The 13,562-nt window shown below is 34.1% G+C and carries 13 protein-coding genes; 11 read left to right on the forward strand and 2 right to left on the reverse strand.

All coding sequences use genetic code 11. The features are described from left to right. Window positions 1–179: 179 nt before the first annotated feature. The 8 genes from typA to ES677_RS03830 all read left to right on the forward strand — a co-directional run bounded on the left by typA (window position 180) and on the right by ES677_RS03830 (window position 8,975). Window positions 180–1,979 (forward strand): translational GTPase TypA, encoded by a 1,800-nt coding sequence (gene typA, locus ES677_RS03795; protein WP_148369705.1) that lies wholly within the window; start codon window positions 180–182, stop codon window positions 1,977–1,979. A 125-nt stretch (window positions 1,980–2,104) separates the two neighbouring features. Next, window positions 2,105–2,344: a uroporphyrinogen decarboxylase gene (locus tag ES677_RS03800; RefSeq protein WP_148369706.1), complete on the forward strand. Its 240-nt coding sequence runs from the start codon at window positions 2,105–2,107 to the stop codon at window positions 2,342–2,344. Window positions 2,345–2,469: 125 nt separating this feature from the next. Then, the gene (locus tag ES677_RS03805; protein ID WP_148369707.1) at window positions 2,470–2,676 is read left to right on the forward strand and encodes a hypothetical protein; all 207 of its coding nucleotides are present in this window, start codon (window positions 2,470–2,472) and stop codon (window positions 2,674–2,676) included. Further along, window positions 2,666–4,057: a class I SAM-dependent methyltransferase gene (locus tag ES677_RS03810; protein WP_148380478.1), complete on the forward strand. Its 1,392-nt coding sequence runs from the start codon at window positions 2,666–2,668 to the stop codon at window positions 4,055–4,057. The genes ES677_RS03805 and ES677_RS03810 overlap by 11 nt, the downstream gene beginning before the upstream one ends. Next, complete coding sequence (locus tag ES677_RS03815) at window positions 4,044–5,534, forward strand: sulfatase-like hydrolase/transferase (RefSeq protein ID WP_148369709.1); 1,491 nt, start codon at window positions 4,044–4,046, stop codon at window positions 5,532–5,534. Before ES677_RS03810 ends, ES677_RS03815 begins: the two co-directional genes overlap by 14 nt. A gap of 163 nt (window positions 5,535–5,697) precedes the next feature. After that, window positions 5,698–6,570: a GNAT family N-acetyltransferase gene (locus ES677_RS03820; protein WP_148380479.1), complete on the forward strand. Its 873-nt coding sequence runs from the start codon at window positions 5,698–5,700 to the stop codon at window positions 6,568–6,570. Beyond that, window positions 6,567–7,667 carry a DegT/DnrJ/EryC1/StrS family aminotransferase gene (locus ES677_RS03825; RefSeq protein WP_148380480.1) on the forward strand — a complete coding sequence of 367 codons (1,101 nt, stop codon included), beginning with the start codon at window positions 6,567–6,569 and terminating at the stop codon, window positions 7,665–7,667. Before ES677_RS03820 ends, ES677_RS03825 begins: the two co-directional genes overlap by 4 nt. Further along, on the forward strand, window positions 7,668–8,975 hold the full coding sequence (locus ES677_RS03830) for an O-antigen translocase (RefSeq protein WP_148380481.1): 1,308 nt from the start codon (window positions 7,668–7,670) through the stop codon (window positions 8,973–8,975). A gap of 59 nt (window positions 8,976–9,034) precedes the next feature. On the opposite strand, the gene ES677_RS03835 is transcribed toward ES677_RS03830, so the two are convergent. Further along, window positions 9,035–10,183 carry a glycosyltransferase family protein gene (locus tag ES677_RS03835; protein WP_148380482.1) on the reverse strand — a complete coding sequence of 383 codons (1,149 nt, stop codon included), beginning with the start codon at window positions 10,181–10,183 and terminating at the stop codon, window positions 9,035–9,037. Between the two features lie 33 nt (window positions 10,184–10,216). Here ES677_RS03835 and ES677_RS03840 point away from each other — a divergent pair, with 33 nt between their 5' ends. Together ES677_RS03840 and ES677_RS03845 are read left to right on the forward strand one after the other, a co-directional pair. After that, window positions 10,217–11,305, forward strand: a complete 1,089-nt coding sequence (locus tag ES677_RS03840) for a glycosyltransferase (protein WP_148380483.1) — start codon at window positions 10,217–10,219, stop codon at window positions 11,303–11,305. A 17-nt stretch (window positions 11,306–11,322) separates the two neighbouring features. Further along, window positions 11,323–11,742: a sugar 3,4-ketoisomerase gene (locus ES677_RS03845; protein WP_148369715.1), complete on the forward strand. Its 420-nt coding sequence runs from the start codon at window positions 11,323–11,325 to the stop codon at window positions 11,740–11,742. On the opposite strand, the gene ES677_RS03850 is transcribed toward ES677_RS03845, so the two are convergent. Continuing rightward, complete coding sequence (locus ES677_RS03850) at window positions 11,735–12,619, reverse strand: glycosyltransferase family 2 protein (protein ID WP_148369716.1); 885 nt, start codon at window positions 12,617–12,619, stop codon at window positions 11,735–11,737. The genes ES677_RS03845 and ES677_RS03850 overlap by 8 nt on opposite strands. Before the next feature lie 126 nt (window positions 12,620–12,745). Here ES677_RS03850 and ES677_RS03855 point away from each other — a divergent pair, with 126 nt between their 5' ends. Continuing rightward, on the forward strand, window positions 12,746–13,558 hold the full coding sequence (locus ES677_RS03855) for a 2OG-Fe(II) oxygenase (protein WP_148369717.1): 813 nt from the start codon (window positions 12,746–12,748) through the stop codon (window positions 13,556–13,558). Window positions 13,559–13,562: the final 4 nt, after the last annotated feature.

Raw genomic sequence — 13,562 nt, forward strand, 5'->3', positions numbered from 1 at the left:
TTAGCGATAGTAGCGGCATCCTTTTTAATGCTTTAAAGTATTAAGCATTAAAAAGATATAGCGAATAGCGCGGTCCTTTTTTTTGATAAAAGAAGAGGGAATGCTATAAATAAAAAAAATGTATTATTTATTCATTTTTTATAATTAACTTTGCAGCCTTAAAAAAAAGCATCAAGTATATGGCTAAGATTATAAACATCGCAATTATTGCACACGTAGATCACGGGAAAACAACGTTGGTAGACAAGATTATGTACCACTGTCAACTGTTTCGTGAGAACGAAAATAAAGGAGATTTAATTCTTGATAATAACGATATCGAGCGAGAGCGTGGTATTACGATTACGTCTAAAAACGTGTCTGTTATCTATAAAGATACTAAAATTAATATTATCGATACTCCTGGTCACGCCGATTTTGGTGGTGAAGTTGAACGTGTTTTAAATATGGCCGATGGTGTTGTTTTATTAGTAGATGCTTTTGAAGGGCCAATGCCACAAACGCGTTTTGTACTACAAAAAGCAATTGATTTAGGGTTAAAACCTTGTGTCGTTATTAATAAAGTAGATAAGGAAAACTGTACTCCAGATGAGGTACACGAAAAAGTGTTTGACTTAATGTTCGAATTAGGAGCAGAAGAGTGGCAGTTAGATTTCCCTGCAGTTTATGGTTCAGCTAAAAATAACTGGATGAGTGACGACTGGAGAAATGAAACGACTAACGTTGAACCATTATTAGATATGGTTGTAGAGCACGTACCGGTTCCAAAATTTGAAGAGGGTACAACGCAAATGTTAATTACTTCTCTAGATTTCTCTTCGTTTACAGGTCGTATAGCGATTGGTAGATTACAACGTGGAAAATTAGAAGAAGGACAACAAATTTCGTTAGTAAAACGTGATGGGTCTATTGCGAAAACTAGAGTTAAAGAACTTTTTATCTTTGAAGGGTTAGGTCGTATAAGAGTAGACAGTGTGCAAACAGGAGATATTTGTGCGGTTGTAGGTATTGAAGGTTTTGAGATTGGTGATACTATTGCTGATATAGAAAATCCTGAGGGATTAAAATCGATTGCGATCGATGAGCCTACAATGAGTATGTTATTTACTATTAACGATTCGCCTTTCTTTGGAAAAGACGGAAAGTTTGTTACGTCTCGACATATTAAAGAGCGTTTAGAAAGAGAATTAGAAAAAAACTTAGCACTAAGACTTGGTGAAACAGGTAGTGCCGATAAATTTATGGTGTATGGCCGTGGGGTATTACACTTATCGGTATTAATCGAAACGATGCGCCGTGAAGGGTACGAATTACAAATTGGGCAACCACAAGTAATTATAAAAGAAATTGATGGTGTTAAATGTGAACCTATCGAGGAATTAACTATTGACCTTCCTGAAACTGTTTCGGGTAGAGCGGTAGAGTTTGTAACTATGCGTCGCGGTGAAATGTTAAGTATGGTAGCAAAAGGAGATAGAATGATTTGCGAATTCTTAATTCCATCTCGTGGTATTATTGGTTTACGTAATCAATTATTAACGGCAACTGCGGGTGAGGCTATTATGGCACACCGTTATAAAGAATACCAACCGATAAAAGGAAGTATTCCAGGACGTGTTTCAGGATCTTTAGTATCTATGGAAAACGGAACGGCGATTCCTTATTCTATCGATAAATTACAAGACAGAGGTAAATTCTTTGTAGAGCCAGGAGAAAATATTTACGAAGGTCAGGTTATTGGTGAGAACTCTCGTCAAGATGATATGGCTGTAAATATTACAAAAGCTAAAAAACAGAGTAACGTACGTTCTTCGGGAGCAGATGATAAAGCGAAAATTGTACCAGCAATTAAATTCTCTTTAGAAGAAGCTTTAGAATACATTCAAAAAGATGAGTATGTTGAAGTAACACCAAACCACTTACGTATTCGTAAAATTTGGTTAAAAGAAGCAGATCGTAAACGTAACAAGATTGTTTAATTTACAGGCGCTTTAAACTATATAAAAGAGGAACTCTACTACAGAGTTCCTCTTTTTTTATACCTGTAAATTTCAATTCCATTTTGAATTAAGTTTTTCGCTATATTAACTTAAATTAAAATGCGATGGAGTTATTTGGTATTACAGGTACAGAGTATGTTGGTTATTTGGCCTCTATTATGGTTTTAGTATCGTTTATACTGAAAGATGTGGTAAAACTACGACGCGTTAATATGGTGGGCTGTTTCCTGTTTGTAGTGTATGGTTTTTTAATACCGTCGTTGCGCGTGGGTTTGCCAGTAATTATTGCTAATGGCGCTATATTTTTAGTTAATTTATACTATGCTGTTTTAAAACGACCTTAGTTTTAGACCAGAAGTACGACAGCCTTTTAGTAAACTGCGTGCGAAGTAATTTTTAGGCGCGTGTTCTAAGTGTTCTTTTTTAAGAAAGTCTGCTAAGATTTTCTATATTTACAAAAAACACTTATATGTACAGTCTTTATTTCGATCCAGGATTAGGAGCTATGATTCTTCAAGCTGCAATAGCGGCCGTAGCTGGAATTATATTGTTTTCTAAAAGCGTGATGTATAAAATTAAATTGCTTTTAGGGCTATCAAAAAAAGAGGACGATTTGTTTGACGATATTAATGTCGACGATTCTGAGACCGAAAACAAACCAGGTAGTGACCAGTAAAGCTATTCATTCGTCTTCGTTTAGAGATCCTTCGGGTTACGTGTTTACCGACAATGGCGTTATTAAGCGCGTTATTAATCCTGTTTATTTCGACCAATATAAGCAACTGAAGTCTTCGGGGTTTTTTAAAACCCTTTTTAAAAACGAACTTTTAGTAATGCATAAAGAGTTGTCGGCTTCAGACGATGAGATTATTATTCAGCCGGAAAATATTCCGTTTATTACTTATCCTTATGAGTGGTGTTTTAATCAATATAAAGAAGCGGCATTATTAACGTTGAAGCTTCAGAAGTTTTGCTTAGAACATCAGTTTTCTTTAAAGGATGCCTCGGCTTTCAATATTACGTTTCACAACGGAAAGGCGATTTTTATCGATACATTGTCCTTCGATTTTTATCAAGAAAACACCCCGTGGCGTGCCTATAAACAGTTTATAACTCATTTTCTAGGGCCTTTGGTATTAGCTCATTTTCACGGTTCGGAAATGTTAAAATTGTCAAACAATTTTCTCGATGGTATTCCTGTAAAAACAATCGCATCGTTATTGCCATTTAAGACTAAACTCAACCCGTTTTTATATTCAAACATTTACTTGTTAGCAAAGTTTGAAGATAAGCATAATGAAGATTATAAGGGTGAGGCGAAAGCTGCAGAGTTGTCTAAAAAAGGACAACTAAATATTATTGAAAGCCTATATAACTACATTAAAAAACTGGAGCTTAAAGAACCCTCAGAGTGGGGAGAATATTATAATAAAACCAATTATACAGATGATGCTTTTGTTTTAAAATCGACGATTATAAACCAATGGGTAGCATCACTTAATACTAAAACATTAATAGATGTTGGGGGCAACGACGGTACTTTTGTAAGACGTATTGCCGCAACTTTGCAACACGCTTTGGTATGTGATATAGATAATAATGCTGTAGATTTTAATTATAAGCAAATAAAGAAAAACAAAGAAACTTACATTACTCCCTTTGTTTTAGACGTTTTAAATCCCTCTGCGGCTATCGGTTTTAATAATCAAGAAAGGCAGTCGTTTATAGAGCGTATTGCTGCTTTTAAACCCGATGTAACATTGGCATTGGCAGTAATTCACCATATGTCTTTATCGGGGAATGTTCCTTTTAAAAATTCGGCAGCTTTTTTTGCTTCGTTTTCAAAACATCTCATTATCGAGTTTCCGGAGCGCGACGATTCTTGGGTACAACGACTATTAAAATCTAAAGGCGAGTTTGAGTCTTATTTTGATTTTTATAATCTAGATAATTTTATAGCGAGTTATAGTTCATACTATACTATTGTAGAACAAAAAAATATTGAAGGTTCTAAGCGCACGTTATTCTTATTAAAACGTAAAGATGAATACAATTAGAGTACTATTTTATGCCTTTATCGACAGTGAAAAACAATACCCTCTTTTAGCGGCATTTGCTTCAGGATTATATCCGCTTTTGTACTATTATAATGCAAACTTCACCCTTATCAACTCATGGAGTCAGTTTGCTTTTTTTATAAGTCTGTTTTTAATACTTCCAATGGTGGTGTTTTATGTGGCTTACGTTGTTATTAATAAAATCAACGGGTTAAAAAAGTACGGCAGTCATCTCTTAGCTATATTAAACTTCTCTTGGCTAGGCTTTTTAATTCTGTTAAGTACCGAAGGCTTGAAGTTAAAACTATTGGCCGTCATTTTAGTGATCGCCTTTATTCTGGGTTTTATTTTGCATAACCATTTAAAAAAGGCCGTGGTACTACAGTTGCTATTAGCAGCTTTTGTAGCTGTTAAGCTTATTCCTGATGCGCACAGACACCTTACATATACCGATGATTGGGCGAAACAACCAGATGCTATCGAAGAGGCTGTGTTTAAAAAGAAACCAAATATATATGTTATACAACCTGATGGCTATGCTAATTTTTCGGAATTAAGAAAAGCACCTTATAATTTTAATAATAATGAGTTTGAACAATTCTTAAGTACCAGTGGGTTTAAATTATATGAGGGCTTTAGAAGTAACTATTATTCGACATTAAGTTCTAATAGTTCTATGTTTTCAATGAAGCATCATTACTATAACACTCCAAAAAAAGGAGCCAACGAAGTCTACAATTCTAGAAAAACCATTGTTGGGAGTAATCCCGTGTTAACGGTCTTAAAAAACAATGGTTATAAGACTTTTTTAATGTTACATAAATCTTATTTATTAGTTAATAGAGCGAAATTAGGATACGACTATTGTAATATCGGTCATAGTGAATTATCTTTTATGGCGAGAGGGTTTGGTGTGGTTAAAGATGTTGAAAGTGAATTGCCTTCAGTAATAAAAAATAATGCGACGACTACTAATTTCTTTTTTATAGAACAGATGTCGCCAAGTCATATTTCTACTTATAAATCTGATTCTAAAGGCAAAGATGAAGAGCGCGAAGGCTATTTAAAATCCTTGGAAAAAGCAAATGTTTGGTTGAAAAGTATTGTGCGTACTATTGAAGATAACGATAAAAATGCTATTGTAATAATAGCCGCGGATCACGGCGGGTTTGTTGGATTGGACTATACATTCCAGTCAAAAACAAAACAAGAAGATAGCTCCTTAGTGACATCAGTTTTTACAACACTGTTTGCCGTTAAGTGGCCAGACAATAAAGCGCCAGATTATGACGATAGATTAAAAACAAATGTTAATATATTTAGAGTATTGTTTTCGTATTTAAGTGAAGATGAGTCTTATTTAAATGCGCTACAGGAGGATAAAAGCTATCTTGTTATTGAGAAAGGATCGCCCTTTGGTGTTTATGAAAGTATAGACGAAAATGGAACCGTTGTTTTTAAAAAGCTTTCCAAATAAAATAGCGCACTTTTTATAATTAAATGAGTACTTTCAGTTTTTAAAAATCTAATTTCTAAACGCTATTTTTTCAGTACAACCATACCAACCCGTCCACAAGCAACTTTGGAATACTTTTATTTCGGAAGCCAAGAACGCCACATTTTTATTTCATCGTGATTTTATGGAGTATCATAGTGATCGCTTTAAAGAGGCTTCGCTATTGGTATTTAAAAATGAAAAATTAGTCGCTATTTTTCCTGCGAATAAAGTCGGTAATACGGTGATATCGCATCAAGGATTAACGTATGGCGGATTGCTATTTGATAAGAAGCTAAAATTTAATAACGTGTTAGCTATTTTTAGAGCCGTATTAAAACAATTATCAGATGCCAAAATCACCACTTTAGGCTTAAAATTATTACCCCATATTTATGCGAGTTCACCCAACGATGAGCTCAACTACCTTATGTTTATTCTGCAAGCAAAATTAGAGCGTCGCGATGTGCTATCGGTACTACAACTTTCAGAAGCGGTTAAGCGGTCTAAAGATAGGAAAGAAGGCTGTAAACGCGGACTTAAGATGGGACTGGTAGTAAAAGAAGAACAGCAACTAGGCGGCTTTTGGAAAGATCTTTTAGAAGTGAATTTAAAAGATAAGTACGCTACAAAACCGGTGCATAGTCTCGAGGAAATTCAACAACTTAAGTCCGATTTTCCTGAAGCTATTCGTCAGTTTAATGTGTATTATAAAGACGAATTAGTCGCAGGGACTACCATTTTTGAAACCGAGCACGTGGCCCATTCACAATACATCTCAGGAAATCAAGATAATAATAAATTAGGAAGTTTAGACTTTTTACATTGCCACTTAATCGATACGGTTTTTAAAGACAAAAGGTATTTCGATTTTGGTATTTCTAATGAGAATTCCGGTAAAAATATAAATACAGGACTGCTTTATTGGAAAGAAGGCTTTGGTGCGCGTGCTATTACTCAAGATTTTTATAGTATACAAACCAGTAAATACACACTTTTAGATTCCGTTTTATTATGATTAAATTTTTAGACTTACACAAAATAAATGCGCGATTCGATACGCTATTTCAAGAACAATTTACACAGTTTTTAAATTCTGGTTATTACGTTTTAGGGGAAGGCGTCTCGCAATTTGAAACCGATTTTGCTGCCTATTGTGGGTCTAAGCACGCTATAGGTGTTAGTAATGGTCTCGATGCGTTATTACTTATTTTTAAAGGTTATTTAGAACTCGGTATTTTACAAAAAGGGGATGAAGTCTTGGTGCCGGCCAATACGTACATCGCCTCAATTATTGCTATTATTAATTCGGGATTAAAGCCTGTGTTTGTAGAGCCAAATAGCGCAACTTTTAATATAGAATCCTTGACCATCGAGGCGCATATAACACCAAAAACTAAAGCCATTTTAGCGGTGCATTTATATGGGCAACTTTGTAATATGAAAGCCATACAATATTTGTGTAAAACACATAATTTACTTTTAATAGAAGATGCGGCACAAGCGCACGGAGCAGAAGATGATGAAGGTATTCGTGCGGGTAATTTTGGCGCGGCAGCAGCTTTTAGCTTCTATCCTAGTAAAAACCTAGGAGCGTTAGGAGACGCTGGTGCTGTAACCACAAAAAACGAAGAACTAGCAACCGTTATTAAACAATTACGTAATTACGGTACTTCTTCTAAGTATGTAAATGAGCGACTAGGTACTAATAACCGGTTAGACGATATACAAGCCCGGTTTCTAAAAGTAAAATTAAATATTTTAGACGACGATAATGATAAAAGGCGTGCTGTTGCCAAACGGTATTTACAGCGTATTGCCAATGAAAAAGTGACGCTGCCCTACTATAGCGGCACTAAAAACCACGTGTTTCACTTGTTTGTCGTTCTGGTGCAAAATCGCGAAGCATTTATAAACTATTTAAAAGAAAATGGCGTGGAAACAGCTGTCCATTATCCTATTCCTCCACACCACCAAAACGCGTTAAAAGCTTACAAAGAATTGTCTTTGCCTATCACCGAAAAGATACATCAAAATTGTGTTAGTTTACCAATAAGTCCGGTGTTGCAAATCAGTGAAGTCGATAAAATAATAGACCTCGTAAATGACTTTTAATTGAAAAACATACTTCAATATTTAAACACGAATGTTTTAATTAAGATCGCATCGCTTAATTCTATTACTGTAGTTATTAAAATTATAGCAGGATTTTTAACCTCAAAAGTTATCGCTATCTTTTTGGGGGCTGAAGGTTTAGCGTTAGTTGGAAATTTAAGAAATTTTGTAACCGCAGCTCAAAGCTTTTCTATTTTGGGGCTTTATAATGGTGTTATAAAATATGTCGCACAGTTTAAAAATAATGCTGTAGCGTTAACTAAGACGTTATCTACTGTTTATTATTTGGGATTTATTTCTACATTTTTAGTGTCTTTTCTCTGTTATTTTAATGCGGATTTATTAAGTAGTCATATTTTTCAAGACTTTTACGATTTTGCATATATCATAAAAATATTTGCTATTGCACTTCCGTTTTACGCACTAAATAGGCTTGTTTTTGCTATTTTAAATGGACTTTCTAAGTTTAAACATCTCATCTTTCTTAACGGTTTAGGTCAGGTGTTCGGTGCTACGATTACCATTTTATTAATATGGCAACGGCAATTGGAAGGTGCCTTAATTGCAGTAGTGACAACAGAGGCTTTGCTTCTTTTAATTACGCTTATCGCCCTTTTTAAACAAAAGGGGTATCTCTCTAATTTTAAGCTACGCCGATTTAGCTTACAAGTTGTAAAACAATTAAGTTCTTATTCCGGGATGGCTTTGTTCTCAGCGCTTTTAATTCCTTTTGTAGCGCTTAGTATTCGTACGTATATTATAGATACTGTGAGTTTGGAAGACGCCGGTATGTGGGAAGCTATTACGCGTATTTCTAAATATTATTTAATGTTTATTGGTTCGCTATTAACACTTTATGTGTTACCACGTTTTTCTGAAGTGACCACAGATAAGGGATTCCGAAAAGAAGTTTTTCATTTCTATAAAACCATAATGCCTATTTTCGGGTTAGGACTTATTATTATTTATTTCTTACGACATTTTATTGTTCAGATTTTATTTACAAAGGAATTTATACCCGTAGAAGATTTATTTTTATGGCAATTATTGGGTGATTTTGTTAAAGTATTAGCACTTGTTATCTCCTATCAGTTTATAGCTAAAAAAATGTTTTGGCACTATATATTAACCGAAGCCTTTTCACTTGGAGTATTGTATTTTTCTAGTTTATATTTTATAGACCATTATGGCGTAAAAGGAGCAACAATAGCACATTTTGTAACTTATGTTCTGTATTATAGTATCGTGTTACTTATTTTTGGCACCTCATTATTTGGTAATAGTCAGGAGCAAGTAGCGGACGTATAGAAGGCTCTTTAATACATAAGAGGCCTTTGTAATTTAGTATTTATAAGTGAAATAAGAGGTCAACTTTCGCTATGCGATACCCATTGGTTTACATATTGTTCTGCAACCGAAACGTAATGATGTTCTTTTTCGACAAAAGCTCTAGCGTTTTTAGAAATTTCTACAATCTTTTCCGGATTTAAAATAAGCCATTCTAATTTTGAGGCAATGTGTTGCGCATCAGGAAGTGCGTTAATTGCCACAGTGTCCTCTTCTAAATCATAAAGTTCTAACCATTCTTTTTCTGCCCCTGTAAAAACGACTTTTCCTTTTGCCATCGCTTCTAAAGCATTAAAACCTTGGTCGTAGGCGTAGACTTGATCTAAAAGAATATGAGCGTCATTAAACGTGTTAATGTATTCGTGATACGGTAAACTTCTTACCGTAACGATTTTAACAGTATTGCCATATTTTTCTTGTATTATTTTCAAAGCGTCTTCAAAAATATCATTTCCTTTTTTATAATAATTATTATCATTAATACCGTGGAAAATTACAATCTTACCTGAGACATCTAAGGGTATAAATTTAAGTCTATCCGTATTTATGGGATTAGGTATTAATCCTAAATACTTATCGTGATTATTTAAAGGGATATCGTAATCTAAGTCTGATGCTATAACGCCTTTAATGTTGCCATAAATAAATCGATGCAGTGCGTAATAAGGAGGGGTAATGTACATTAAAGCGTGCCAAAACGCTTTTTTAGTTCCTTTTTTCTCAAAATAAGGCGTTAAAATTGAATATCTAAATTTCTTTTCATCCGCATATTTTACACTCACATAATCGGTACCACACGATAATAAAAAGACGTTTTTATTATGATCGAAAATAAACTGTAATAGTTTAGTCTCTGTTTTAGGATGCGCTTTTATAGGACTTTCATTAATAAGTTGAACAACATCGTAATCGGTAAACTCTTTTTTAAAAGTATTAAATTGGCGTTCAATATCTCGCGACGTAATATCGGTTTTTGTAAGCTTATAAATAATACGTTTTATATAAAATAAGAGCCCCGAATTATAACGCATATTAAATTTTACATCCACTTTAATTTTCTTAAAACCATCGCCGTTTCCAACCACCAGCGCGGTATGACCTAGAGCTTCTAGACCTTCTTTTAAAGTATAATGTAAAGCGTTATATTCTCCAATTAATAAGATTTTCATTCACTATATTTGTTGAAAGATCAATAAAAATAAATGAATTGTAGTAATAAAAAAAAGATTTGTATCATTGTTTCTTCCTTAGGAAAAGGCGGCGCCCAAAAGGCATCGGCTAACTTATCAAAAATGCTTTTCAATCTAGGTTACAACGTTCATATTGTTAGTGTTTTAAATCATATAGACTATTCATATCAAGGCACTTTATTAAATTTAGGCGCGTTAAAAAATAAAGATAATTCTTTAATTGGTCGTTTTAAACGGCTGATGCTTTTTAAAGACTATTTAAGAGATCAAAAATTCGATGTTATAATAGATGGTCGGTCAAGGCCAAGTGGTTTAAAAGAATTAATTATTTCTAATTTTATCTATAATAAATCAAAAGTTATATACATTGTAGGAAGTTATAATTTAACGACCTATTTCCCGAAATCCAAAGTGATCTCTAAAATATTATATGGCAAGGCTTTTAAAATAGTCGCGGTCTCTAAAGAAATTAAAGAAAAAATTGAAGATGCTTTCCATTTTAAAAATGTGGGGCAGATATACAATGCGCTTCCTGAAAGAGACAGTTCGAGCCCTACTAGTATCCCTGCGTCTTATATTTTAGCCTATGGAAGATTGGTAGATGGCGTTAAAAATTACACGTTGCTTATAAACGCCTATAAAGTCTCGAGTTTAGCAAGTAAAAATGTTAAGCTTTTAATTTTGGGCTCAGGGCAAGATGAGAAATATTTGAAGGATTTAGTTCTACAATTAAACTTAAAAGAATATATTACATTTATTCCTTTTGTTACCGATACTTTATATTATGTTGAGAATGCAAAAATGGTGTGCTTAACGAGTCGATATGAAGGATTTCCTATGGTGTTATTAGAGTCTTTAGCAGCCGGAACTCCAGTGGTATCGGTAAATTGTAAATCGGGTCCCAAAGAAATTGTAAGCGATGAGTACAACGGTCTCTTAGTCGAGAATAACAACGTTACCGCTTTTGCAGCAGCATTAAATAGGATGGTTGAAGACGAAGCGCTGTATCGCTTATGTAAAGCAAATACAAAGAAAAGTGTTGAAAAATTTTCAATTGAAAACATCTCCAAACAATGGAATGCTTTAATTGAAAGTGTTTAAAAAAATTGAACTTATTTATGAAAAATAATACTATTCATTCGGTGTCTATCATTGAGATTCCTAAAATAATAGACGAAAACAGAAGAGGTAATTTATCGGTTATTGAGAAGAATATATTGCCTTATAAAATAGAGCGTGTGTATTATTTATACGATGTTCCAAGCGATGCTCATCGGGGCGGTCATTCGCATAAGGCGTGTAACGAATTTTTAATTCCTATTAGTGGTAGTTTCGATGTGGTCTTAAAAGATGGTGAATCTAAAAGAACCGTGACCTTAAATAAACCCAATAAGGGGCTGTTAATCGTGCCTGGTATTTGGCGCGAATTAGAGAATTTCTCTTCGGGAGCGATTTGCTTGGTTCTTGCTTCTAACGAATACGAAGAAACCGATTATATTAGAGATTACGATATGTTTTTAGAGCACAAAATTAGATAGTTTTTCTGGCTTTAAAACACATATAACTAATACGGTACACTTGTAAAATAGTGATATTTGGGTTGTTCCCTATAAGTTGTTTTTTCATAGAAGCTCCAAACAGTTTATAAAACCAACGGCCAACACCAATTAGGTTATTTGCTTCTATTTTTATAAAAAGTTTTAATAAATCGTTGTCGTGCGTTACTATATTACCTGCATTTTTTAGTTTTAAAAGGGTTAAAGCGGCGTGTTCATTTTTATTTAAATACTGCGTGCTTTCCTCAATTCCCAAATGGTACACTTCATTATCTAAATGCAGTACTTTACAGTTGTTTTCTTTTAAAAGTGCGCCAAAAAAATTATCATAGCCGTAACCTTTTTTCTGGTTCATAGCTGTATTAATTTTAGTAAACACTTCTTTTTTAATTAGGCAGTTTGCAGAAATTATAATTTTAAACGGCGTTTTGTTTCTTATTATAGCAGGTACTTGCTCTTTCGTTTTGCCATATTTCCAACGTAGCATTAAAGAGGTTTCGGGTGGGGTGTTGTAATAATAAAATCCACCAAAAACAGCATCGTAATCTTTAGGAAGGCACTCCAAATAATTAACTATAAAAGTGGAGTTCTTTGGGAGCACATCAGCATCCAAAAATAGTAACCAATCGAATTTTGCTTTTTGAGCTAAAACCTGTCGGGCTTTAACACGGCCCTTATTTTCTTTAAAGCGTAAAATAGAAGTGTAATCTAAAGGCGATATCTCCACGTTAGGCTGCGTACTGCCGTCTTCCAATACTATAATTTCAAAAGGGACATTAGTAAGCTCGAGTTGTTTATGTATGCTATTAACAAGCTCGGTAATCTTGTAGTTATATGTAGGGATTAATATTGAAATCATAGGTTATTACAAGTGTTAAAAGTACTGTTTTTAAGTGTAGTTTTAAATTTAAATAGCCTCTAATTTATCCATTAAGTTAGAAGATATAATGTTAAATTGCAGACAGGAATTTAAATAGGTTTAGACGTGGACATTCATAAAATATCAGACTTAATATATACCCAAATCCTTAAAAATAAGGAGGAATTAACGGTTCAGTTTAATACTACAAAAGGAACTATTGGTTTTTTTTATGTCGATAATCTATTGCCACAAGAATTAGCGGAACAATGCTATGGCGTTTTTCCGGATCCTTCCGAAATGCGCGTGTTAAAATCTATAAAAGAATTCAAGCATGTCTCGGCACAAATGAACAAGCACCATCCGTTATTAGAAAAAGTAATTTATGCGTTTCAAGACGAGAAAATCGTTAGCTTAATAGGGGAGATCTGTGGTATTGAAAAACTGTATCCAGACGATTCACTTTACGCAGGGGGTCTATCTTTAATGGCCAAAGATAATTTTTTGAATCCGCATTTAGATAATTCTCACGATGTTGAACGCGAAAAATGGCGTGTTTTAAACTTGTTGTATTATGTCACTCCCAATTGGAAAACTGAAAACGGCGGGCATTTAGAGCTTTGGCCCGACGGCCCTAAAAAAGCGCCGTTAGTTTTAGAAAGTAAATGTAATAGATTGGTCGTAATGGCAACGCACCAAACGTCTTGGCATTCGGTGACTAAGGTGAATGTTGCAGCGCATCGTTGTTGCATCTCTAACTACTATTTTAGTGATGTACCGTTAAAAACATCGGATAGCTTTCATATTACAAAATTTAGAGGACGGCCGCATCAAACGTTTACTAATTTGGTTTTGGATGTTGATGCTAATTTGCGAATGCTAGTTAGAAAAGTCTTTAAAAAGGGCATTCGTAAAAACCCTCATATTTATAAGAAGTAATCCT

It is taken from the genome of Bizionia gelidisalsuginis (genome assembly GCF_008086185.1).
Classification (GTDB): domain Bacteria; phylum Bacteroidota; class Bacteroidia; order Flavobacteriales; family Flavobacteriaceae; genus Bizionia; species Bizionia saleffrena.

What these genes read in the sequence shown, in the direction of transcription:
- typA (WP_148369705.1), top strand. Translation starts at nt 180, where the DNA reads ATGGCTAAGATTATAAACATCGCAATTATTGCACACGTAGATCACGGG.
- ES677_RS03800 (WP_148369706.1), top strand. Translation starts at nt 2,105, where the DNA reads ATGGAGTTATTTGGTATTACAGGTACAGAGTATGTTGGTTATTTGGCC.
- ES677_RS03805 (WP_148369707.1), top strand. Translation starts at nt 2,470, where the DNA reads ATGTACAGTCTTTATTTCGATCCAGGATTAGGAGCTATGATTCTTCAA.
- ES677_RS03815 (WP_148369709.1), top strand. Translation starts at nt 4,044, where the DNA reads ATGAATACAATTAGAGTACTATTTTATGCCTTTATCGACAGTGAAAAA.
- ES677_RS03820 (WP_148380479.1), top strand. Translation starts at nt 5,698, where the DNA reads ATGGAGTATCATAGTGATCGCTTTAAAGAGGCTTCGCTATTGGTATTT.
- ES677_RS03825 (WP_148380480.1), top strand. Translation starts at nt 6,567, where the DNA reads ATGATTAAATTTTTAGACTTACACAAAATAAATGCGCGATTCGATACG.
- ES677_RS03835 (WP_148380482.1), bottom strand. Translation starts at nt 10,183, where the DNA reads ATGAAAATCTTATTAATTGGAGAATATAACGCTTTACATTATACTTTA.
- ES677_RS03840 (WP_148380483.1), top strand. Translation starts at nt 10,217, where the DNA reads ATGAATTGTAGTAATAAAAAAAAGATTTGTATCATTGTTTCTTCCTTA.
- ES677_RS03845 (WP_148369715.1), top strand. Translation starts at nt 11,323, where the DNA reads ATGAAAAATAATACTATTCATTCGGTGTCTATCATTGAGATTCCTAAA.
- ES677_RS03850 (WP_148369716.1), bottom strand. Translation starts at nt 12,619, where the DNA reads ATGATTTCAATATTAATCCCTACATATAACTACAAGATTACCGAGCTT.